The organism is Ottowia sp. (assembly GCF_016703145.1).
In the GTDB taxonomy this organism is placed as follows: Bacteria; Pseudomonadota; Gammaproteobacteria; order Burkholderiales; family Burkholderiaceae_C; genus Ottowia.
The window spans coordinates 1,236,470-1,259,147 of sequence record NZ_JADJCO010000005.1 but is presented as its reverse complement, the minus strand read 5'-3'; the positions used below and the strand labels follow the sequence as shown (position 1 = coordinate 1,259,147).

Genomic DNA, 22,678 nt, shown 5'->3' with positions numbered 1-22,678 from the left:
CCAACAGGAGACTTTCACCGATGAACACCGCCCGCCGTACCCTGCTCGCCTGCGCCGCCCTGGCCGCCCTGGTCCCCAGCCTGCCCGCGCATGCGCAGGAGGCCTGGCCCAGCAAGACCGTCAAGCTCATCGTGCCCTACGCGGCGGGCGGCTTCGCCGACACGCGCGCGCGCAAGATCGCCGATGCGCTGGGCAAGGTGCTGGGCCAGCCCGTCATCGTGGACAACCGCGGCGGCGCCGGCGGCGTCACCGGCACGGACCTGATCGCCAAGGCCGCCGACGGCCACACCTTCGGCTTCGGCTCCCCGGCCCCGCTGGTCACCAACCCCATGCTGATGAAGAAGATGCCCTACGACGCCCAGACGGCGTTCAAGCCCATCATCCTCATCGAGGAGGCGCCGCTGTTCCTCACCATCGCGCCGAACCAGAGCTTCAAGAACGTCAAGGAACTGGTGGACCATGCCCGCGCCAACCCGGGCAAGCTCACCTACGGCTCCTCGGGCGTGGGCGGCGCGCACCACTTGTCGGGCGAGCTGCTGGCCTTCGATACCGGCACCAAGATGGTCCACGTGCCCTACAAGGGCGGCTCGCTGGCGGCCACCGACCTGCTGGGCGGGCACCTGGCGTTCATGTTCGAGATGGGCTACGCGGCGCTGCCGTCCATCCAGGCCGGCAAGATCAAGGCGCTGGCCGTCTCCAGCAAGCAGCGCGTGAAGGTGCTGCCCGACGTGCCCACGCTTCAGGAAGCGGGCATCAAGGGTTTCGAGTCGTACAACTGGCTGGGCATGATCGCGCCCGCCAGCACGCCCGACGCCGTCGTCGCGCGGCTCAACAGCGCCGTCAACGAGGCGCTCAAGCAGCCCGACATCCGCCAGATGATCGAAGGCACCGGCGGCATCGTCGCCGGTGGCACGCCCGAGGCGTATGGCCAGTTCATCAGCCAGGAGCGCGCCAAGTGGGCGCCGGTGATCAAGAAGGCCAACATCTCGCTGGACTGAAGCCGTGCCATGAACACCCGACAGCAACTCAAGGCCTTGGCCGAAGCCAGGCGCGGCGTCCTTGTGCCCGGCGCGTTCAACGCGCTCTCGGCCAAGGTCATCGAAGACCTGGGCTTCGAGGCGATCTATATCACCGGCGCGGGCGTCACCAACATGTGGTTCGGCATGCCGGACCAGGGCTTCATGGGCCTGGCCGAGATCGCCGACCACACGGCGCGCATCCGCGATGCCGTCGCGCTGCCGCTGATCGTCGATGCCGACACCGGCTTCGGCAACGCGCTGAACGTCCATCACACCGTGCGCACGCTGGAGCGCGCCGGCGCCGACTGCATCCAGCTCGAGGACCAGGTCGCGCCCAAACGCTGCGGTCATTTCTCGGGCAAGGAAGTGATCTCCACCGAAGAAGCGGTCAGCAAGATCAAGGCGGCCGTCGATGCGCGCCGCGACGCCGACCTGCTGATCATGGCCCGCACCGACGCCGCCGCCACGCACGGCTTCGAGGCCGCCGTCGAGCGCGCGCAGAAGTTCGCCGAGGCCGGCGCCGACATCCTCTTCGTCGAGGCCGTGACCACCGCCGAGGAGATCCGCGCGCTGCCCCGGCGCCTGCCCAAGCCCCAGTTGATGAACATGGTGATCGGTGGCCGCACGCCGATCTTCAACGCGACGGAGCTGGGCGAGCTGGGCTACGGCATCGTGCTGTACGCCAATGCCGCGCTGCAGGGCGCCGTGGCGGGCATGCAGAAAGCATTGACGGTGCTGCGCGATGAAAAGGAAGTGCAGGAAGCCAGCGGGCTGGTGGCGCCCTTCGCCGAGCGCCAGCGGCTGGTCGGCAAGCCCGAATGGGATGCGCTGGAGAAGCGCTACACCTGAGCCGGCGCCGGCTTCTTTGGCGCGGAGCTGCAGCAGCTTCAGCTCCACCACCAACGGCGTCTTGTCGGGCATGAGGCCCGTGGAAATCGGGCTTTGGTCAGCGTGGATATTACGTCTAAAGCTACTGATTGGATAGCATTTCCGTCGCCCCGGTGCCTCTATCGGGCGCGCTGGCGCCGCGCCCGCAGGCCCGCAGTTCCCACCAGCGCGCCCAGCAGCGCCAGCGCCAGGTGGCCCAGCGTGGGCACGGGGGCGGCCGGGCCGGGCGCAGGCTGCGGCCCCGGCGGCGGGGCGGCCACGCGGGTGAGGCGCACGTTGCGGTCGCCGGGCGTGCCGTAGCTGATGCGGTAGAAGATGCCGGGCGCGTTGCTGGCCTCGACGGTGGCGCCTTCGGGCAGGCCCGCGAAAGTGCCGTTGATGGTGGTGCCGGGGGCGGCGTAGTACAGGAACGCGCGCTCGGTGCCGATGGGGTCGGGCGCGGCGCCGGGGTCGTCCAGCACCAGGCGCAGCACGGCGCCGGCCAAGTGCGCGGTAGAGCCCGCCGCCATCTCGATGCCCCCAGCGTTGAAGCCGTTGGAATACACGCGGTATTCGAGCACCGCGCCGCTTTGCAGGTCGAGCGTGCCGGTCACCTGGCCGTCGCCCAGGTTGGTGGGGGGCAATTGGCCCGGCGGCACGTCGGACACCGCCAGGGTGCCGCCGGGCCGCACGGTGAGGGTGGAGAACTGGACCTGCCCCGGAAAGGTCACCGACAGCCGCCCGCCCTGATAGACGGTGAGCGGCACGGGCGTGCCAAAGCCGGTGCCGTTGACGAACACGCGCACCGCGTCGTCCGACCCGCCCTCGCCCACCGACGACGCGCCGCCCAGCCGCGTCAACGTGCCGATGAAGGACACAACGCTGCCGGGCGGGGCCGACTCGCGCACGGCCAGCACGCCGGTATCCCGGCCGTCGATCATCGTGTGGCCGGTGAACGGGGCGGTGACGTACAGGCTGTTGCTGAAGCGCAGCGCATAGCTGCCCACCATCGTGTAGCCGGGCCCGATGTCGATGTTGTAGAAGACCGGTACGGGGACGGCGAAGTTGTGTTCGTAGTCCGCCTTGTGGGCGGCGCCGGCGGGATAGACCAGATCGTCGCCGCCGGTGGGCGGGCCGTTGCCCGTGGCGCCGTCGCAGTCCCAGTTGGTGCCGGTGGCGCCCAGGTGGTCGGTGGCGCCCGTCCAGGTGCAGGTGCGGGCCTGTGCGGGCAGGGCGAGCGCGGCGGCGGTGGCGATGGCCAGCGCACTGGCGCGGCGAAGGGTGCGAGGGGATGCGGGCATGGGATGAACCTGGTAGCGTAGCGCGCGATTCTTCGCAAGCGGCGGCGGCCCGTCTGTGCCCACGGTGCCATTCGCTGTGCCCGGCGTGCTAAACGTGCGCCGGGCCGTCGGTCCATCCATCAGCGCGCGTCGGACGGCGTCATCCCCCAGCGGCGGCGAAACGCGCGGCTGAACGCGGAGATGTCGTCGAAGCCGCAGTCCAGCGCGATCTCCAGCACGCGGCGGTGGCGGTGCTGCGGGTCGGCCAGCAGGGCGCGGGCGTGCTCCATGCGCGCCTCGCGCAGAAAGTCGGAAAAGCTGGTGCCCTGGTGCGCGAACAGCCGCTGCACCTTGCGCGGGGTGAGGTGGTGCAGGCGTGCGACGTGGTGCAAGTCCAGCCCCGGCCAGTCGAGCCGGGCGCGGATGTCGCGCTGGATGAGCGCCAGGCGGGGCGCGATCTCCGCGTCGCGCCCGGGCGGCTGCGCGGCGGCCCAGGCGGGGGCGATGGCTCCGGCGATCAGCTCGCGCAGGTGGGCCGTGGCGCGCTGCAGGTCGGCGGGCGGCAAGGCGGCGGCGCTGCCCGCCACCAGCTCGGCATAGGCCAGCGCCAGGCTGGCGGCGGGCGCACCGCACGCGCCCGGCGGCAGCAGCAGAAAAGGCGCTTCTTCAAGCTGGGGCACAAGCTGCGCCAGGCCGGCGCGCGGCATCAGGATGCCGGTGGAGGTGGTGCTGCGGCCCGGCGGGGTGATGCTCTCGTGCGCGCGCGCCTTGGACGACAGCACCAGCCCGCCGGGCGGCACGGTGAATTCGCCATCGGGGCGGCGCACCAGCATGCCGTCGTCCACCCGGCACAGATAGACGTCGTCCAGGCCATCGCGCATCAGCGCGGGCGTGCGCAGGCCGCGCAGCGGCGTGTGCGTGGTGCGCCCGTACAGCATCTGGCCGCCCAGGCTGGTGACGGTGCTGGAGAACGCGAACGGCCGGGACGGGTCGGCCCGGCCGTGGCGCTGCAGGTCGAAGCCCATCAGCTCGCGGCTCATGTCCCGCAGCGCGGCGAACTTGTCGCGCCCGGGCAGATCGCGCGAGTCCAGGCGCTGGGTGGACGGCGGAGCGGCGAGCGGGTCGTTGCAGTCCATGGGGCCAGGCGATGCGGTGTGCGGATGCGCGCCAGTGTAGGACAGCGCTCCCGCGCCCCAAATCCGCGCGCTGCCCCAGCGCCTGGCCACGCCGCGGCTGACGGAAAGCGCTACACCTGACCCGGCGCCGGCGCCGGCGTCTTGGGCGTGAAGTCGCAGCAGCTGGCCACCGCGCATTCCCAGCAGCGCGGCTTGCGTGCCTGGCAGACGTAGCGCCCGTGCAGGATCAGCCAGTGGTGCGCGTGCACCATGTAGCGCGCCGGCACGCGCTTCAGCAATTGCAGTTCCACCGCCAGCGGCGTCTTGCCGGGCGCCAGGCCGGTGCGGTTGCCGACGCGGAAGATGTGCGTATCGACCGCCATGGTCGGCTCGCCGAAGGCCACGTTCAGCACCACGTTGGCGGTCTTGCGGCCCACGCCGGGCAGCGCCTCCAGCGCCTCGCGCGTGCGCGGCACTTCGCCGCCGTGCCGCTCCAGCAGGATGCGGCAGGTCTGCATCAGGTTGCGGGCCTTGGTGCGGAACAGGCCGATGGTCCTGATGTACCCCTCCAGCCCGTCCAGCCCCAGGTCGATGATTTTTTGCGGGGTGTTGGCCACCGGGAACAGCCGGCGCGTGGCCTTGTTGACCCCCACGTCCGTGGCCTGGGCCGACAGCAGCACGGCGGTCAGCAGCTCGAACACGCTGGTGAATTCCAGCTCGCTGGCGGGCCGCGGGTTGGCGGCCTGCAGGGTGGCGAAGAAGCGCTCGATCTGGGCGGGGGTCATGCGGGCAGTTTAGCCAGCCTGAATTGGCGACAATGCGGGGCTTCTTTCGTGCCCTGATCCGATCCGCCCATGCCGCTGCCTTTCGCCCAACGCCTCGACAACGTCGAAACTTCCGCCATCCGCGAGCTGTTCAAGCTGCTCGGCAAGCCCGGCATCATCAGCTTCGCCGGCGGCTTCCCCGACAGCGCCATGTTCGACGTGGACGGCATCTCCGCCGCCGTCCAGCAGGCCCTGGCCAGCGAGCCCGGCGGCGCGCTGCAGTACGGCGCGACCGAGGGCTACCAGCCGCTGCGCGAGCAACTGGCGCAATTCATGGCGCACAAGAGCGCGCAGGGCGTGGCGCCTCATGACCTCATCGTCACCACCGGCAGCCAGCAGGCGCTGGACCTGCTGGGCAAGACCCTGGTCGATCCGGGCAGCAAGGCCATCGTCGAGGGGCCCACGTTCCTGGCCACCATCCAGTGCTTCCGCCTCTACGGCGCCGAGCTGGTCAGCGCGCCGGTCGACGGCGACGGCGTGAAGGTGGACGAGCTGGAGCGGCTGATCCAGACCCACCGGCCGAAGTTCGTCTACCTCATCCCCACTTTCGGCAACCCCAGCGGCGCCCTGCTGAGCCTGGCGCGCCGCCGGCGCGTGCTGGAGCTGGCGGTGCGGTACCAGACCCTGGTCATCGAGGACGACCCCTATGGCGACCTCTACTTCGACGCCCCGCCGCCGCCCAGCCTGCTGGCGCTGAGCCACGAGGTGCCCGGCAGCCGCGACTGGCTGGTGCACTGCGGATCTTTGAGCAAGGTGCTCTCGCCCGGCCTGCGCGTGGGCTGGATGGTGGCCCCGGCCGAGCTGCTGGCCAAGGCGACGATGTGCAAGCAGTTCTCCGACGCGCACACCAGCACCTTCGCCCAGGCCACCGCCGCGCAGTACCTGGCCGCCGGCCGCATGCCGGCCACGCTGGCGCGCGTGCGCCAGGTCTACGGACAGCGCGCCCGGACCATGGGCGACGCGCTGCGCGCCGAGCTGGGCGCGGCCATCGATTTCGTGCAGCCGCAGGGCGGCCTGTTCGTGTGGGCGCGGCTGACGGGCACCGGCGGCAAGCTGGCGGACGGCAACGAATTCGCTCGGCGCGCCATCGCGCAGGGCGTGGCCTTCGTGCCCGGCGCGCCGTTCTTCTGCGCCGATCCCGACCCCGGCACGTTGCGCCTGTCGTTCGCCACGGCCGACGAAGACCGGATCCGCGAGGGCGTCGGCCGGCTGGCGCGCGCGTTGGGCTGACGCCAGGGGCGGGCGCCAGATTTGGAGAGAAATAGGGGATTGCTAAACAGGTATTGATACACTTGCATTTTTCCCTCAAGATTGCCGGATGAACCTCGCTTGCCCACGTTGCACCTTGACCGATCAGGTGGTCAAGAATGGCCGCAGCCGCCACGGCCACCAGCGCTGGCGCTGCAAGGGCTGCGCGCTGACCTTCGGCGAGCGCGATCACCGGCTCATTGACCCGGCGATCAAGCAAAGCGCTTTGCGCCATTACGCCGAAGGCGTGGGCCTGCGGGCCACCGAGCGGCTGGTGGGGCCCAGTCACAACACCATCATCGGCTGGGTGCGCCAGGAGGTTGCTGGTCAGGCGCTGGCGCGCCTGGATGCGGCGCAGGTGCAGTACGTCGAGGCCGATGAGCTGTGGAGCTACGTGGGTTCAAAAAAGACCAATTTGGCTGTGGTGGGCTATTGATCGCACTTCCTGCCGAATTCTCGGCTGGGCGCTGGGCGATCGTGACACCCGAGCAGCCCGAGCGCTGGGCGCGCAGATTCCTCAAGGCCCTCACATCCAGTACTGCACCGACCACTGGCGCTGCTACGCAGCCATCTTCCCCGCCGGGCAGCACACCCAAGGCAAGGCGCACACGCACATCATCGAGAGCATGAACAACAAGCTGCGCTGCTATCTGGCGCGGCTGCGCCTGCAAGACGCACTGCTACTCCAAGAGCGCGCTCAACCTGCGCGACTCGCTGCTGTTTGTGTGGCAGCGCAAGTTCGGCCACGCGCTGGCGCCCCAGGCCGGCGAGATCACATGCCGGCGGCTCTGGGATGTTGAGATATCAATACCTATTTAGCAATCCCAGAAATAGGGCATCAGCCCGCATGGGTATTGCGCAAATAGCTATTAATTTCATAGTATCGATGCCACTGCACGCAGGGCTTGCCGATCTTGCAATCGCCGGCGGCGGCCTCAACTCAAGAGGCATGAAAACCCTCCACGCACCCACCCGCACCGCCACCGTGGTGCCGCGACTGCTGGAGCGGCTGGATGCCAGACGTGTCCCGGTGGACGCCCACCAGTACCGCATCGTGGCCGAACGCCTGGCCGGCCTGATGCTGGACCCGGATGTCGATTGGCAGCCCCTGCTGGCGCAGAGCCCGGCCGCCGCCACCGTGTACGAGAACCTTCACTACGCCGAGGCCGGCCTGTGCCACGCGCCGCTGGACCAGGCCGTGGCGGCCGAGGTCGCCGCGCGCGAGGCCATCGAGGCCGCGCGGCGCAAGCCCGAGCCCGGCGCCGCCGCGCCGGACGCCGCGGCCATCTGAGAGGCGCGGCCGTGACCGAGCCCCTGCACCTTGTCTGTCCGCACTGCCAGGCCATCAACCGCGTCCAGCCCGTCCAGCTGGCCAGCCAGCCCGATTGCGGCAAGTGCCACCAGCCGCTGTTCACCGGCCGCCCGCTGGCGCTGGACGACGCGGCGCTGTTCGACCGCCACCTGCAGCGCTCGCGGTTGCCGCTGCTGGTCGACTTCTGGGCGCCCTGGTGCGGTCCCTGCCGCATGATGGCGCCGGCCTACGAGCAGGCCGCCGGGCAGCTCGAGCCGCGGTTCCGCGTCGCCAAGGTCAACACCGAGGCCGCGCCGGCGCTGGGCACGCGCTACAACATCCGCAGCATCCCGACGCTGGCGTTGTTCGTCGGCGGGCGCGAGGTGGCGCGGCAGGCCGGGGCCTTGAGCAGCCCGGCGCAGATCGCCCAGTGGGCGCGGGCGCACCTGCCGCGTTAGGCGCAGGCCGTCAGCCGCCGCGCTTGGCTGGCCGCACCTCGTCCACCAGCGCGCGGAACTCGTCGATGTCCTCGAAGCTGCGGTACACGCTGGCGAAGCGGATGTAAGCGACCTTGTCCAGTTTTTTAAGCTCGCGCATCACCAGCTCGCCCAGACGCGAGGAGGGCAGCTCGCGCGCGGCGGTGGCCAGCAGCTTTTCCTCGATGCGCTCGATGGCGGCGTCGATCTGCTCGGTGCTGACCGGGCGCTTGCGCAGCGCGAGCTGGAGCGAGGCCTCCAGCTTGGGCCGCGCATAGGGCACGCGCCGGCCGTCCTTCTTGACGATGGTGGGAAAGCTGACGTCCGGCCGCTCGTAGGTGGTGAAGCGCTTGCCGCAGTGCGCGCACTGGCGCCGGCGGCGAATGACGTCGCCCTCGTCGGACACGCGGCTGTCCACCACCTGCGTCTCGGTGTGGGCGCAGAAGGGGCAGCGCATCGGCTTTTACTAGTGTTTCAGGGCTATAGCCCGCATGGGCATTGCGCCGGAAGCTATTGAAAACATAGCGATCGGCGCTGCCCTCGCGCTCAGCCGTAGACCGGGAAGCGCCGCGTCAGCTCGGCCACCTTGGCGCGCACCGCCGCCAGGTTGGCCTCGTCGCGCGGGTTGTCCAGCACGTCGGCCACCAGGTGGGCGGTGGCGCGCGCCTCGTCCTCCTTGAAGCCGCGCGTGGTCATGGCAGGGGTGCCGACGCGCACGCCGCTGGTCACCATGGGCTTTTCGGGGTCGTTGGGGATGGCGTTCTTGTTGATGGTCATGTGGGCGCTGCCCAGCACGGCCTCGGCCTCTTTGCCGGTGATGCCCTTGGGGCGCAGGTCCACCAGCATCACGTGGCTTTGCGTGCCGCCGCTGACGATGCGCAGGCCGCGCTGGGTCAGCGTCTCGGCCACCACTTGGGCGTTCTTCTTGACCTGGGCGGCGTACTGCTTGAATTCGGGCTGCAGCGCCTCTTTGAAAGCCACCGCCTTGGCGGCGATGATGTGCATCAGCGGGCCGCCCTGCAGGCCGGGGAAGACGGCGGAGTTGATGGCCTTCTCGTGCTGCGCCTTCATCAGGATGAAGCCGGCGCGCGGGCCGCGCAGGCTCTTGTGGGTGGTGCTGGTCACCACGTCGGCGTGCGGCACCGGGTTGGGGTACACGCCGCCGGCGATCAGGCCGGCGTAGTGCGCCATGTCCACCATGAAGATCGCGCCCACGTCCCTGGCCACCTTGGCGAAGCGGGCGAAGTCGATTTCGAGCGAGTAGGCGCTGGCGCCGGCGATCAGCAGCTTGGGCTTGGTCTCGTGCGCCCTGCGCTCCATGGCGTCGTAGTCGATGGCCTCGTTCTGGTCGAGGCCGTAGCTGACCACGTTGAACCACTTGCCCGACATGTTCAGCGGCATGCCGTGCGTCAGGTGACCGCCTTCGGCCAGGCTCATGCCCATGATGGTGTCGCCGGGCTTGAGGAAGGCCAGGAACACCGCCTCGTTGGCGCTGGCGCCGCAGTGCGGCTGCACGTTGGCGGCCTCGGCGCCGAAGAGCTGCTTGACGCGGTCGATGGCCAACTGCTCGGCGATGTCCACGTACTCGCAGCCGCCGTAATAGCGGCGGCCGGGGTAGCCCTCGGCGTACTTGTTGGTGAGCTGCGTGCCGGCGGCCTCCAGCACGGCAGGCGAGGTGTAGTTCTCGCTGGCGATCAGCTCGATGTGGTCTTCCTGGCGCTGGTGCTCGGCCTGGATGGCGGCCCAGACTTCGGGGTCGGTGCGGGCGATGGTGTCGGTGGCGCGGTTGAACATGGCAGTCCTTGGGGTAAGGTGAATCCCGGTGTCGTGAAACCAGGGCTGCCCAGGCGAACGGCCGAACACCCGGTCGGGTCGGGCGGTGCGCTTCCCCGTGGTGACCCACGTCGGCGCCCTGCGGGGAGGGCGCCTATCGCCAGTCGCGCACGCGCGGGAGTGTAGCCGACGCGGCGCGGAAAGGCCGTGCCGCCGGCGATCAGGACAGCGCAGCCACCTTGACCGCCGGTGGCTCGGCGGCCGGCGCGGGCGGGTTGGCGGCGCGCAGGCTGGGCGCGGCGGGCAGCGGCTTGCCCTTGGCCACTTGGTGCAGGCGGGCATGCTCGGCCAGCACCTTGTCGGCGTAGCCGCTGTCGCTGGGCAGGTTGGCGGCGCCCACGTAGTGCTTCAGGCCGCCGGCGACGGAGCCGGCGCGGTCGATGCACTCCTGCAACACCTTCACGCCCACGCGCAGGTTGGTCTTGGGGTCGAAGGCGGCGTAGTGGCCACCGAACAGCTCGTACTTGTCGGAATGGATGTGCGTCATCACCTGCATCAGCCCCTGCGCGCCGACGGAGCTTTGCGCGAAGGGGTTGAAGCTGGACTCGATCGCCATGATGGCCAGGATCAGGGTCGGGTCGAGCTTGTTGGCGCGGCCGACCTCATAGGCCTCGGCCACCAGGGCGGCCAGCGGCTCGGGCGCCACGCGGTATTTCTTGGCGATCCACAACGCCACGTTGGCCTGCTCGCGCGGCAGGTCCTTGGGGTTGGCGGCGGTGGCGCGGTCGATGGCGCCCAGCTCGGGGGTGATGCCCAGGGCCGCCACCTTGCGGGCGGTCAGCCAGTCGGCCAGGCGCTCCTCGCCCTGCTGGCGCAGGTCGGGCCGGGCGCTGAGCAGCGCGACGGCCAGCACCACCACCACGCCCAGCAAGGCCAGGCCGTTGTGGGTGATCTCGAAAAAACCCTCCGCCACGTCACCGGCGAAGGTCTTGAGGCCGCGCCCCAGGGCGGCCAGATTGTCAGACGCTGTCATAGCACTCCTTGATCCTGGCGCCCGGCGCCTTGCCTGGCAGCGTCCGCGTTCGCTCGGCGGGAGCGGGCGGGGGCGCTGGGCAAAGACGACGGGCGTCTTGAGGGTCAGTCGATGGCTTGCGTCGCGGCGCCTGTGACATCGGGCGCTTGTCTCTCCACTCCTCGCAACGCGGCTTGCCGTGATCGGCAGGGAATCAGGGTTTCCCAGTATTTTTTGACGGAACAGTGGATTTTAGGAGGCGTTCTAATGCGCGGTCAATCCTAATTTTTGGAGTGCAAATTCTATTTTTCATATAAGCGGAGTCGGCGCGCCGGCGTCTGCTCGGGCCTTGGGAGCGCCCGAGCGAGGCCCGCCGCGCCGCGCAGCGCGGTGCCCACGGCGTGATTGATCGTGCCAATGCGGGCGGGTCGCGGGATTGAATTTCATGGCTGGCGCCGCAGCCCCGGTGCCCTTAAAGTGAAGGCGTCCGAGCTACTCGGGCATTGGGTTGATAGGCACCCGTCGGCTGTAGCGATACAGCGAATGGGGCCGCCTCCAGCCTTTTTGAAGAAGGCAATCATTGCCTTCCCCGCAGCCGGAAACAACGCGCTTTCCGACTTGCGGACCAAGGCAGACGAGGACGCTTTTGTCGCACTGCCACCCAGCCCGGCGCTCAGGCCTCAGGCCCGAACGCCGGGCTTTCTCATGGCACGCGGTGCCTGGCGCGTGAAAATTGTTTGCGATCTGTTGCCTTGCCGCCGCCGCGCCGCGGCCGCCGCCGCCGGGCAGGGGCGACAATCCCGATCCAACATGTCCGGCCAATCGCAGTCCCCTGATTCGCCCCGGCGCAGCCCAGCCTCTCCGTCGTCCGGGCCGCGCCGGTGGGTGCGCCTGCCGCCCCATCGCTGGGCGCGCCGCGCCATCTGGGGCGCCGCCGGCGTGCTGGGCCTGTGGGCCGTGGGCTGGCTGGCGGTGCCGCCGCTGCTGAAGTGGCAGGGCGAGAAGATCGCCAGCGAACAGCTGGGCCGCGCCGTGCGCATCGGCGCGGTGGAGTTCAAGCCCTGGACGCTGGAGCTGACTCTCAGCGACGTCTCCATCGCCGGCCTGGGCGAAGCGCCGCCGCTGTTCAGCGCCCGGCGCTTGTACGCCGACGCGGCGCTGCAGTCGGTCTTCCGGCTGGCGCCGGTGATCGACGCGGTGCAGGTCGATGCGCCCGTGCTGCGCCTCGCGCACCAGGGTGGCGGCCACTACGACGTGGACGACATCCTGGCCCGGCTGGCGGCGCGCCCGCAGCCCAAGGACGAGGGCGAGCCGGCGCGCTTCGCGCTCTACAACATCGACCTGCGGGACGGGCGCGTCGAGTTCGACGACCAGGCGGTTGGCCGCCGGCACGAGGTGGCGGACCTGCACCTGAGCCTGCCCTTCATCAGCAACCTGCCCTCGGCGCGCGAGGTCAGGGTGCAACCGCAACTGGCCTTTGCCGCCAACGGCAGCCGGTTCGACTCGCGCGCGCAGGCGCTGCCCTTCGCCGACTCGCGCCACACCGACGCGACCTTGCGCCTGAGCGGGTTGGATCTGAAGCCTTACCTGGGCTACCTGCCCGCCGGCCTGCCGGTGCGGCTGCAGGCGGCCATGGTCGATGCCGACCTGCGCCTGGGCTTCGAGCAGACGCCCCAGCCCTCGCTGCGCATCGACGGCACGCTGGCGGTGACCGGCCTGCAGTCCGTCGATGCCCAGGGCGCCGACGCGCTGGCCTTCGACGCGCTGAAGCTGCACCTGGCCGAGGCCCGCCCCCTGGAGCGCAAGCTGCACCTGGCCTCGCTGGAGCTGACCGGCCCGCGCATCGCCGTGCGGCGCGGCAAGGACGGGCAGATCAACCTGCTGCCCCCGCCGGATGCTACTGAAAAAATAGCTGATGGCGAAGATTCAGAACGGGCTGGCGGCCGATCTGACGGTAAATCCGCCGCGCCGGCCGCCTCGCGCGCCAGCGCCGCCGCCAGCGGGGCGCCGGCCGCCCCCGCGTTTGCGCTGGCCATCGACAAGCTGGCCGTCCATGGCGGCACGCTGGACTTCACCGACGAGAGCACCGCCGGCGCCGACGCGCCCGCCGCCGTGGTCCGCCTGAACGCGCTGGAACTGGCCGCCGCGTCCGTCGCCTACCCGCTGACGCAGCCGATGAGCTTCAGCGGCTCGGCCGCGCTGGCCGGCACCGAGGGCCTGACGCCGCCGCTGCCCGAGACCGCCCCGGCGCCGGCCCGGCGCGCCCGGCGCGCCGCGCCAGTGGCCGTGGCCTCGGCCGCCGCGCCGGCGCCCGGCGCGGGCGCGCCCACGCTCGAATTCCAGGGCAGCGCCAGCGCGCGGCAGGCCGAGGTCAACGCTCGCGTGGCCGGCGTGCCGCTGGCGCTGGCCGGCCCCTACCTGTCGCCCTACCTGGTGCCGCGCCTGACCGGCGCGCTGGACGCCCACGTCGGCCTGCAGTGGGCGCCGCCCAAGGCGCGCGACCTGCCGCCCGAGCTGAAGGTCGCCGCCGAGCGGCTGGTGCTGAGTCGGCTGATGCTGGCTGGCGATGGCGCCGCGCCGGCCGGGCCGGGCAGGGCCGCCGCGCCGCGCCGCGGCGAGCCCCTGGCCAGCATCGAGCGCGTCGAGCTGGCCGACGTGCTGGTCGACCTGCGCACGCGCGCCGTCACCGTCGGCCAGCTCGGCGTGCGCGCGCCGCGCCTGGCCGTCGAGCGCGGCGCCGACCAGCGCTGGATGGCCGAGCACTGGCTGCGCCAGCCCGCCGCCGCCGCGACCGCCGCACCGCCCAAGCCCGCCGCCGGGAAGTCCGCGCCCGGCGGCCCTCAGGCCGACTTCCCCTGGAAGGTGGTGGTGAACGACCTGGCCCTGAGCGGCGGCACCATCGGCTGGCGCGACAGCACCCCGGCCAAGCCCGTGCAGGCCGAGCTGACGCAGGTGCAGGTGCAAGCCCAGAAGATCGACCTGGCCGGCCGCCAGCCCATGCCCGTCAGCCTGTCGGCGCGCATCGGCCCCGGCGGGCGGGCGCGGGGCGAGCCGGGGCGCCTGTCCTGGCGCGGCAGCGTCGGCCTGGAGCCGCTGGCCGCGCAGGGCGCGGTCGAGGCCGAGCGGCTGCCGGTGCACGTGTTCGAGCCGTACTTCGGCGAGGCGCTCAACGCGGACATTCTGCGCGCCGACGCCAGCTTCAAGGGCCAGCTCGCCTTCACGCAGACCGCGCAGGGGCCGCGCGCCCGCCTCGCCGGCGACGCCCGGGTGGAAGAGCTGCGCACCCACAGCCGGCCCGGCACCGCCGCCAGCGCCGGCGACGCCACGGCGCCCGTGGCCGCCGCCCGCGCCCCCGCGGCCTCGCGCGCGCCGCTGGCGCCGGGGGGCGCGGGCGTGCGCGCCAGCCTGGGCGAAGAGCTGCTGAGCTGGAAGCAGCTCCGCCTGGCCGGCCTGGACGTGCGTCTGGAGCCCGGCCAGGCGCCCCAGGTCGAGGTCAAGGACACGCTGCTGTCCGACTTCTACGCCCGCCTCGTCATCCATCCCAACGGCCGCATCAACCTGCAGGACGTGGTCAAGTCGGAGGAGGGCGCCGCCGCTGGCGCACCGCCGCCGGCTGCGGCCGGCGCGCCCCCCGGCGGCCAGCCAGCGGCGGGCGAGGGCAATGCCGACGCTGCGGTGTCAGGAGCAGCCGGCGCAAGCGGGACACCGGCTGCAGCCAGGAAGGCAGATCCCATGGCGCCGGTCTTCCGCTTCGGCCCGACGCGGCTGGCGAGCGGGCGCATCGACTTCTCCGACCGCTTCATCCGCCCCAACTACTCGGCCAACTTGAGCGAGCTGAACGGCACCCTGGGCGCCTTCGCCTCGGTGGCGCCGGGCGGCGCGCCGCAGATGGCCGAGCTGAAGCTCACCGGCCGCGCCGAGGGCTCCGCCGCGCTCGACGTGGCCGGCCGGCTCAACCCGCTGGCCGACCCGCTGGCGCTGGACATCCAGGCCAAGGTCACCGATCTGGAGCTGCCCCCGCTGTCGCCGTACTCGGTCAAGTACGCCGGCCACGGCATCGAGCGCGGCAAGCTCAGCATGGACGTGGCCTACAAGGTCGAGCCCGACGGGCGCCTGACGGCCAGCAACAAGCTGGTGCTGAACCAGCTCGAATTCGGCGAACCCGTGGCCGGCGCGCCCGCCAGCCTGCCGGTGCGGCTGGCCACCGCGCTGCTGGCCGACAGCCGCGGCGTGATCGACCTCGACCTGCCCATCAGCGGCTCGCTGAACGACCCGCAGTTCTCGATCGGGCCGATCATCGTCAAGGCCATCATCAACCTGATCGGCAAGGCCATCACCGCGCCCTTCACCCTGCTGGCGCGGGCGCTGGGCGGCGGCGGGGACGACATGGCCCACGTGGCCTTCGAGCCCGGCAGCGCGCGGCTGGGCGACAAGGCGCGCGAGCAGCTCGACAAGGTGGCCAAGGCGCTGGCCGACCGCCCGCAGCTCAAGCTGACCGTCGCCGGCACCGCCCGCCTGGCGCCCGAGCGCGAGGGCTATCGGCGCGAGCGCCTGCGGGCGCTGGTGGCGGCCGAAAAGCGCGGCGCCGCGCCGGCCGCCGTCGCCTCGGCGCCGGATGCGGTGGGGGACACGAATGCTCCTGTTTCAGGAGCTACTGGCGCAGCATCCGCGCTGGCTGGATCGGTTTTCGAAGCTGAAACTCCTGTCGTGGCCGTGACGGACGCCGAATACCCCGAGCTGCTCAAGCGCCTGTACCGTCGCGCCGACATCCCCGGCAAGCCGCGCAACGCCATCGGCTTTCCGCGCGACCTGCCCGTGGCCGAGATGGAGTCGCTGCTGATGGCGCACATCGACGTGGACGAGGACGCCATGCGCCGGCTCGCCGTGCAGCGCGGCGTGGCCGTCAAGGACTACCTGGCGGGCAAGAACCTGCCGGCCGAGCGCCTGTTCCTCGGCGCCGCGCGCACCGGTGCCGCCGCCGCCAGTACCGACGCGGCCAGCGCGCCGGCCAGTACCGCCAGTGCCGCGGGCAGGGCCTGGTCGCCGGGCGCCGAGCTGAATTTGACTGCGCGCTGAAGGGCCTGGGGGGCGTCGGGCCTTTTTGTTGGAGGCGCTGTTGGCCGGGAATTCGCCCCGGCGGGCGACCTACTTTCTTGCACGCGCAAGAAAGCAAAGAAAAGTAGGTGCGCCGCCGGGCGCACATCCCGGCCAACAGCCCATCCACCACAAGCCAAGTTTCCTAAGTCAAACCGGCCTCCAGCACCCCTCCACCAATCGCCAGATGCTGGCAAAACAAAAGCAATCACACCGCCGGCAACACCGTCCCCACGCACTCCCCGAAGCCGATGCGCGTGGCGCCGGGCCGCTCACACCAGCCGCGCAGCACCACGGTGTCGCCGTCCTCCAGCCAGGCGCGCTGCTCGCCGTTGGGCAGCGCGATGGGGTGCTTGCCGCCGCAGGTCAGCTCGATCAGCGCGCAGGCCTGGTCCAGCGTGGGGCCGGACAGGGTGCCGGTGCCCAGCAGGTCGCCCGGCTGCAGGTTGCAGCCATTGACGGTGTGGTGCGTCACCATCTGCGCCGCCGTCCAGTAGGCGTGGCGGTAGTTGGTGAGGGCCAGGCGCGCCGGGGCGGCGCCCTGCTCGCGCATCACCGGGGTCTGGATCAGCGCTTCGAGCTGGATGTCCAGCCCGCCCTCGGCGCGGTTGGCATCGCTGCTCAGGTAGGGCAGGGGCTGCGGATCGTTCTCGGGGCGGGTGAAGGGCGCGCGGAAGGGCGCCAGCGCCTCCAGCGTCACCACCCAGGGCGAGACGGTGGTGGCGAAGTTCTTGGCCAGGAAGGGGCCCAACGGCTGGTATTCCCAGGGCTGGATGTCGCGCGCCGACCAGTCGTTGAGCAGCACCAGGCCGAAGATGCGCGATTCGGCCTCGCCGATGCCGACCGGCTCGCCCAGCGCGTTGCCCGCGCCGATGAACACGCCCATCTCCAACTCGATGTCCATGCGCTGGCTGGGGCGCACCACGGGTGCGTCGGCGTCGGGCGCCTTGGCCTGGCCGTGCGGGCGTCGGAACGACTGGCCCGACACACCGATGCTGGACGAGCGCCCGTGGTAACCGATGGGCACCCACTTGTAGTTGGGCAGCAGCGGGTTGTCGGGGCGGAACTGCTTGCCGATGTTGGTGGCGTGGTGCACCGAGGTGTAGAAGTCGGTGTAGTCGCCGATACGCGCGGGCACCTGGTACTCGGCCTGCGCCTGGGGCACCAGGCAGGCGCTCAGGGCGGCTTCCTCGGTGGCGCCGGTTCGCAATCCTTTTGATAGCGCATGGCGCAATGCGGACGCGGACTTGGGTCCTAAACCCATCAGGTCGTTGAGCGTGCTACCGGCCGCCGCCCGGGCCGGCGCCAGCGCCTCGTCCGTGAACACGCCGGCCGCCACGGCGGCGGCCAGGTCCACGATCCGGTCGCCGATGGCCACGCCGCCGCGCCAGGCCTCGCCGCTGCCCTGGCGGCGGAACACGGCGAACGGCAGGTTCTGGATGGGGAAGTCGGTGCGGCCGTCGTTGGCGGAGGCGACCCAGCTCGTCAGGCCGGGGTCGTGCGTTTCATTCAGCAGGGGCATGGCGGGGCTTCCTTTTTCTGGGTGCGCGCGATCGAGCATAGCCGACGCCGGGCGGCGGGTTGGGCGTCCGGCGCGGGGCTCCCGCAGACCGGCGCCTTGCGTCCGCCCTGCACGAAAAGCAGCCGCGTGCGATAATCGCAGGCTTCGCGCAGTGGGCCGGCGGGCCGGCGCGAGATTTCCCCAGCCGCATCTTCCTTCTTTCTTGCATGCCGCCGCCCTTCCTGGGCGCCGGCCTTGTCTCCAGCGCCGTGGTTTGCCATAAAACCCGCGGCGGCTGTGTTCAGGCACTGGCCTTTCGCCCCTGTGGCAAAGACAGCGCCCGCTTGGGTCAGATGGTGGGTGTCGATTCATGAAACCCCAGGGCGCCGCCGCGTCCGCCATGTGACCGCGCTCGCGCCGCCGGCTTTCGGCTGCGCGCGGACGCAGAAAGCGAGAAACCGAAATGGCCTCCTTCGAGGAAAGCAGCGCATTGGCGCTGGACGAGACCCTGCAACCCGCCGCCCTCCAGGCCCTGGACGCGCCGGCCGCCCCCAACCCCTTCGCCGCCCTGGGCCTCGCGCCCGAGCTGCTGGCCGCCGTCGCCGACCTGGGCTTCGCCGCGCCCACGGCCGTGCAGCAGCGCGCCATCCCGCTGGCGCTGGCGCCGCAGGCCGGCGGTTTCACCGACCTGATGGTGTCCAGCCAGACCGGCAGCGGCAAGACGGCGGCGTTCCTGCTGCCCGTGCTGCACACACTGCTCGGCCTGCGCGCCGAGGAGGCCGGGCGCGAGAAGGCCGAGTGGGACGCCAAGGTGGCCGAGGCCCTGGCCAAGGGCGAGCCGGCCCCGAAGCGCCCGCGCCGCAAGAGCCCGCTGGATGCGCGCCACTTCAAGCCCGCCGTGCCCGGCGCGCTGGTGCTGTGCCCCACGCGCGAGCTGGCGCAGCAGGTGGCCAGCGACGCCATCGACCTGGTCAAGCACTGCCGCGGCCTGCGCATCGCCACCATCGTCGGCGGCATGCCCTACCAGCAGCAGATCGCCCGGCTGCAGAACGCCGACCTCGTCGTTGCCACGCCCGGCCGCCTGCTCGACCTGCAGCGCGGCGGGCAGATCGTGCTCGACCAGGTGCGCTTCCTGGTGGTGGACGAGGCCGACCGCATGCTCGACCTCGGCTTCGCCGACGACCTGGAGGCCATCCACCAGCTCACCCGCGCCCGGCGCCAGACCATGATGTTCTCGGCCACCTTCGCGCCGCGCATCCAGCAACTGGCCCTGCGCGTCATGCACGAGGGCGGCGCGCGGGCGCAGCGGCTGCAGGTCGATTCGCCGCAGGAGCGCCACACCCACATCCGCCAGGAGCTGTACTGGGCCGACACCCCCGACCACAAGCGCCGCCTGCTTGACTACTGGCTGCGCGACCCGGCCATCGGCCAGGCCATCGTCTTCGCCTGCACCCAGATCGAGTGCGACGAGCTGGCCATCGAGCTGCAGCAGGCCGGCTTCTCCTCCGTGGCGCTGCACGGCGCGCTGAGCCAGGGCATGCGCAACCGGCGCCTGATGGCGCTGCGCGAAGGCAAGGTGCAGATCCTGGTGGCCACCGACGTCGCCGCGCGCGGCATCGACGTGCCCACCATCACGCACGTCATCAACTTCGGCCTGCCCATGAAGGCCGAGGACTATACCCACCGCATCGGCCGCACTGGCCGCGCCGGCCGCGAGGGGCTGGCCGTGACCCTGGCCGAGATCCGCGACCGCCGCCGCCTGTCCGACATCGAGGCCTACACCCAGCAGCCCTTCAAGCCCCTGATGATCGAGGGCCTGGAGCCGACGCGCCACTTCCCGCCCATCACCGAGGCCGCGTTCGGCCGCCGCGCCGGCCCCGCGCGGCGCGGCAGCGGCCCGCGCCAGGACGAGCCGCGCCGCGGCCCCAAGCTGGCGGGCAGCGGCTTCAAACCCAGTTTCAAGGACAAATCGGCCTTTAGCCCGCATGGGAAAAGCGCCGGAAGCTATCAAAAAGATAGTCGCCAGGCGCCACATGAGCGCGCCGCGCGCGGCACCGGTCCTCGCGCCAAGGCCTACACGCCGGGGCGCTGAGACCGCGCGCCCGGCCGGCGGCCCCGCGGTCGCCGGCCTGGAGTGATCACCGCCGGGAAGCTCTAACATCCAAGGTCCAGAAACCGAGGAGACGCTTCCCATGAACGGTGCCCAATCGCTGACGAAAACGCTGGTCAACTGCGGCGTCGAGGTCTGCTTCGCCAACCCCGGCACGTCGGAGATGCACTTCGTCGCCGCGCTCGACAGCGCGCCCGGCCTGCGCGCCGTGCTCTGCCTGTTCGAGGGCGTGGTGACCGGCGCCGCCGACGGCTACGGCCGCATCGCCGGCAAGCCTGCAGCCACGCTGCTGCACCTGGGTCCGGGCCTCGCCAACGGGCTGGCCAACCTGCACAACGCGCGCCGCGCCGCCACGCCCATCGTCAACGTGGTGGGCGACCACGCCACCCACCACGCGCGCTACGACGCGCCGCTGGCCTCCGACGTCGCCGGCTTCGCCCGCCCGGTGTCGAGCTGGGTCCACAGCTCGACCAGCGCGCGCAACGTGGCGGCCGACACCGCGCGCGCCGTGCAGGCCGCGCGCGCCGCGCCCGGCGGCATCGCCACCCTGATCCTGCCGGCCGACACGGCCTGGGAGCCGGCCTTCCATCCCGCCCAGCCGCTGGCCGACATCGGGCCGGCCCCGGTCGCCGCCGACGTCGTCGAGCAGATCGCCGCGCGCGTCTCCAACGGCAAAAAGACGGCCCTGCTGCTGCGCGGCAAGGCGCTGCTGGGCGAGGGCCTGGAGGCGGCCGGCCGCATCCAGGCCAGAACCGGCGCGCGGCTGCTGTGCGACACCTTCGCGCCCCAGACCGAGCTGGGCGCGGGCCGCGTGCCGATCGAGCGCATTCCCTACTTCGCCGAGCAGATCGTCGAGTTCCTGCAAGGTCTGGATCAGCTCATCCTCGTCGGCAGCAACCCGCCCGTGTCCTTCTTCGCCTATCCGGGCAAGCCGAGCTGGTGCACGCCCGAGACGTGCGAGATCGTCCCCCTGGCCCACCCGCACGAGGACGGCGCGGGCGCCCTGCGCGCGCTGGCCGACGCCGTCGGCGCGCCGCCGCAGCCCGCCGCGCGCGTGCCGCTGCGCTTGCCCGAGTTGCCCACCGGCGCACTGAGCCCGCGCAGCATCGGCCAGATCATCGCCGCGCTGACCCCCGACGACGCCATCTTCGCCGAGGAAGCCAACACCTCCGGCCGCCCGCTGGCCCTGAGCCTGGCCACCGGGCGCCCCTACACGCACCTGGCGCTCACCGGCGGCTCCATCGGCCAGAGCCTGCCGGTGGCCGTGGGCGCCGCCATCGCCGCGCCGGGGCGCAAGGTAATCTGCCCGTACGGCGACGGCAGCGCCGCCTACACGCTGCAGGCGCTGTGGACGATCGTGCGCGAGAACCTCGACGTCACCACCGTGATCTACGCCAACCGCTCCTACGCCATCCTCAACATCGAGCTGCAGCGCGTCGGCGCCGAGGGCGCGGGGCCCAAGGCGCTGTCCATGCTCGACCTGCACAACCCCGAGATGAACTGGGTCCGCATCGCCGAAGGCATGGGCATGGAGGCCAGCCGGGCGACCACGGCCGAGGAATTCGCCGCGCAGTACGCCTCGGCGATGCAGGGGCGCGGGCCGCGCCTCATCGAGGCGATGATCTGACGGCGCGCCGCGCGGTCACTCCGCCAGCACCCGCCCCGGATTCATGATCCCCCGCGGGTCCAGCGCGCCCTTGATCGCCCGCATCATCCCCAGCGCCACCGGCGACTTGTAGCGCGGCAGCTTGGTGGCCTTCAGGCTGCCGATGCCGTGCTCGGCGCTGATCGAGCCGTGGTGCCGCGCCACGGCGTCGAACACCAGGGTGTTGATGCGCTCCTCCTCGTTTTGCAGGAAGGCGCGCGCGTCGCCGCCCTCGGGCGCCTGCACGTTGTAGTGCAGGTTGCCGTCGCCCAGGTGGCCAAAGTCCACCAGCCGCACGCCGGGGACTTCGCGCTCCAGCAGCGCGTCGGTCTCGGCCACGAAGGCGGGAATGCGCGCGATCGGCACGCTGATGTCGTGCTTGATGTTCAGTCCTTCCTCGGCCTGCGCCAGCGGAATGCTCTCGCGGATGTGCCACAACTGCGCGGCCTGCGCCAGGCTTTCGGCCACCACGGCGTCGGTGACGCAGCCAGCCTCCAGCGCCGCTTCCAGCAGGCGCTCGAACTGAGTGCGCGCATGCGCCTCGCTCTCGTGGTCGGAGTTTTCCAGCAATACACACCACGGCGAATCCCTGAACAGCGGCACGCGCAGCTGCGGGTAGTGCCGGTCCACCAGCGACAGGGCGAACCGGCCCATCACCTCGAAGCCCGTCAGCCCCGCGCCCAGGTGGCGGTGCGCCAGCCCCAGCAGATCGACCGCCGCCTGCATCGACGGCACGGCGGCCCAGGCCGTCAGGCGCGCGGCGGGCAGGGGGTGCAGCTTCATCGTCGCGGCGGTGATCACGCCCAGCGTGCCCTCGCTGCCGATGAACAGGTCGCGCAGGTCGTAGCCGGTGTTGTCCTTGCGCAGGCCGGTCAGGCCGTCCCACACCTCGCCCTGCGCGGTGACCACTTCCAGCCCCAGGCACAGTTCGCGCGCGTTGCCGTAGCGCACCACCTGCGTGCCGCCGGCGTTGGTGGCCAGGTTGCCGCCGATGGTGCAGCTGCCCTCGGCCGCCAGGCTGAGCGGAAAGAGGTAGCCCGCGCCTTGCGCCACGTCCTGCAGGTTCTGCAGGATGCAGCCGGCCTCCACCGTCAGCGTCAGGTTGGCGCCATCGATGGCGCGCACCGCGTCCATGCGGCGCAGGCTCAGCACCACCTGCGTGCCGCTGCCGTCGGGCACGCCACCCACGGCCAGCCCCGTGTTGCCGCCCTGCGGCACGATGGCCACGCCTTGCGCCGCGCAGGCCAGCACCACGGCAGCGACCTCGGCCGTGCCGGCGGGCCGCACCACCGCCAGCGCGCGGCCATGGGCGCGGCGGCGCCAGTCCTGCTCGTAGGCGGACAAATCGCCCTCGGCGAGCACGTGCGGCGCGCCGACGATGGCGCGCAGGGCGTCGAGCAGGGCGGGGCGGTCGGTCATCTCG

Annotated in this window: 18 protein-coding genes and 1 riboswitch; of the genes, 10 read left to right on the top strand and 8 right to left on the bottom strand. The window is 71.4% G+C overall.

From position 1 onward, the window contains the following. The first annotated feature begins 20 nt into the window (after positions 1-20). Both IPG65_RS18940 and IPG65_RS18935 read left to right on the top strand, forming a co-directional pair. A complete protein-coding gene (locus IPG65_RS18940) occupies positions 21-998 on the top strand; it encodes a tripartite tricarboxylate transporter substrate binding protein (RefSeq protein ID WP_293192840.1) in 978 nt (325 codons plus the stop codon). Positions 999-1,007: 9 nt separating this feature from the next. Continuing rightward, a complete protein-coding gene (locus IPG65_RS18935; protein ID WP_293192838.1) occupies positions 1,008-1,868 on the top strand; it encodes an isocitrate lyase/PEP mutase family protein in 861 nt (286 codons plus the stop codon). 158 nt (positions 1,869-2,026) lie between these two features. Here the strand turns inward: IPG65_RS18935 and IPG65_RS18930 are convergent, their stop codons facing one another. The 3 genes from IPG65_RS18930 to nth all read right to left on the bottom strand — a co-directional run bounded on the left by IPG65_RS18930 (position 2,027) and on the right by nth (position 5,066). Next, on the bottom strand, positions 2,027-3,187 hold the full coding sequence (locus tag IPG65_RS18930; protein WP_293192835.1) for an IPTL-CTERM sorting domain-containing protein: 1,161 nt from the start codon (positions 3,185-3,187) through the stop codon (positions 2,027-2,029). 119 nt (positions 3,188-3,306) lie between these two features. After that, a complete protein-coding gene (locus tag IPG65_RS18925; protein ID WP_293192833.1) occupies positions 3,307-4,302 on the bottom strand; it encodes a helix-turn-helix transcriptional regulator in 996 nt (331 codons plus the stop codon). 110 nt (positions 4,303-4,412) lie between these two features. Then, on the bottom strand, positions 4,413-5,066 hold the full coding sequence (gene nth / locus IPG65_RS18920; RefSeq protein WP_293192831.1) for an endonuclease III: 654 nt from the start codon (positions 5,064-5,066) through the stop codon (positions 4,413-4,415). A gap of 75 nt (positions 5,067-5,141) precedes the next feature. Here nth and IPG65_RS18915 point away from each other — a divergent pair, with 75 nt between their 5' ends. The 5 genes from IPG65_RS18915 (at position 5,142) to trxC (ending at position 8,102) form a co-directional block, all read left to right on the top strand. Next, complete coding sequence (locus tag IPG65_RS18915; RefSeq protein ID WP_293193072.1) at positions 5,142-6,335, top strand: PLP-dependent aminotransferase family protein; 1,194 nt, start codon at positions 5,142-5,144, stop codon at positions 6,333-6,335. 88 nt (positions 6,336-6,423) lie between these two features. Next, positions 6,424-6,789, top strand: coding sequence for an IS1 family transposase (locus IPG65_RS18910; RefSeq protein WP_293188723.1), 366 nt, complete (start codon positions 6,424-6,426; stop codon positions 6,787-6,789). Then, positions 6,701-7,153, top strand: coding sequence for an IS1 family transposase (locus IPG65_RS19450; RefSeq protein WP_366932149.1), 453 nt, complete (start codon positions 6,701-6,703; stop codon positions 7,151-7,153). The genes IPG65_RS18910 and IPG65_RS19450 overlap by 89 nt, the downstream gene beginning before the upstream one ends. Before the next feature lie 149 nt (positions 7,154-7,302). After that, a complete protein-coding gene (locus IPG65_RS18905) occupies positions 7,303-7,644 on the top strand; it encodes a hypothetical protein (RefSeq protein ID WP_293192829.1) in 342 nt (113 codons plus the stop codon). Positions 7,645-7,655: 11 nt separating this feature from the next. Beyond that, the gene (trxC, locus tag IPG65_RS18900; protein WP_293192827.1) at positions 7,656-8,102 is read left to right on the top strand and encodes a thioredoxin TrxC; all 447 of its coding nucleotides are present in this window, start codon (positions 7,656-7,658) and stop codon (positions 8,100-8,102) included. 10 nt (positions 8,103-8,112) lie between these two features. Here trxC and nrdR read toward each other — a convergent pair whose 3' ends face one another. The 3 genes from nrdR to IPG65_RS18885 form a co-directional block, all read right to left on the bottom strand. Further along, the gene (nrdR, locus tag IPG65_RS18895) at positions 8,113-8,577 is read right to left on the bottom strand and encodes a transcriptional regulator NrdR (RefSeq protein ID WP_293192825.1); all 465 of its coding nucleotides are present in this window, start codon (positions 8,575-8,577) and stop codon (positions 8,113-8,115) included. A gap of 89 nt (positions 8,578-8,666) precedes the next feature. Further along, positions 8,667-9,914 (bottom strand): serine hydroxymethyltransferase, encoded by a 1,248-nt coding sequence (gene glyA, locus IPG65_RS18890; protein WP_293192823.1) that lies wholly within the window; start codon positions 9,912-9,914, stop codon positions 8,667-8,669. Positions 9,915-9,954: 40 nt separating this feature from the next. Continuing rightward, a riboswitch (ZMP/ZTP riboswitch) is annotated at positions 9,955-10,071 on the bottom strand. A 42-nt stretch (positions 10,072-10,113) separates the two neighbouring features. Further along, entirely contained in the window at positions 10,114-10,926 is an 813-nt protein-coding gene (locus tag IPG65_RS18885) for a lytic transglycosylase domain-containing protein (RefSeq protein ID WP_293192821.1), read from the bottom strand. Positions 10,927-11,790: 864 nt separating this feature from the next. On the opposite strand from IPG65_RS18885, the gene IPG65_RS18880 reads away from it, so the two are divergent. Further along, the gene (locus tag IPG65_RS18880) at positions 11,791-15,981 is read left to right on the top strand and encodes a DUF748 domain-containing protein (protein WP_293192819.1); all 4,191 of its coding nucleotides are present in this window, start codon (positions 11,791-11,793) and stop codon (positions 15,979-15,981) included. A 226-nt stretch (positions 15,982-16,207) separates the two neighbouring features. Here the strand turns inward: IPG65_RS18880 and fahA are convergent, their stop codons facing one another. After that, a complete protein-coding gene (gene fahA / locus IPG65_RS18875; protein WP_293192817.1) occupies positions 16,208-17,521 on the bottom strand; it encodes a fumarylacetoacetase in 1,314 nt (437 codons plus the stop codon). Between the two features lie 442 nt (positions 17,522-17,963). Here fahA and IPG65_RS18870 point away from each other — a divergent pair, with 442 nt between their 5' ends. Beyond that, entirely contained in the window at positions 17,964-19,592 is a 1,629-nt protein-coding gene (locus IPG65_RS18870; RefSeq protein WP_293192815.1) for a DEAD/DEAH box helicase, read from the top strand. 100 nt (positions 19,593-19,692) lie between these two features. Next, on the top strand, positions 19,693-21,237 hold the full coding sequence (locus IPG65_RS18865) for an acetolactate synthase large subunit (protein WP_293192813.1): 1,545 nt from the start codon (positions 19,693-19,695) through the stop codon (positions 21,235-21,237). A gap of 15 nt (positions 21,238-21,252) precedes the next feature. Here IPG65_RS18865 and IPG65_RS18860 read toward each other — a convergent pair whose 3' ends face one another. Next, complete coding sequence (locus IPG65_RS18860) at positions 21,253-22,674, bottom strand: FAD-binding oxidoreductase (protein WP_293192811.1); 1,422 nt, start codon at positions 22,672-22,674, stop codon at positions 21,253-21,255. Between the last annotated feature and the right edge of the window lie 4 nt (positions 22,675-22,678).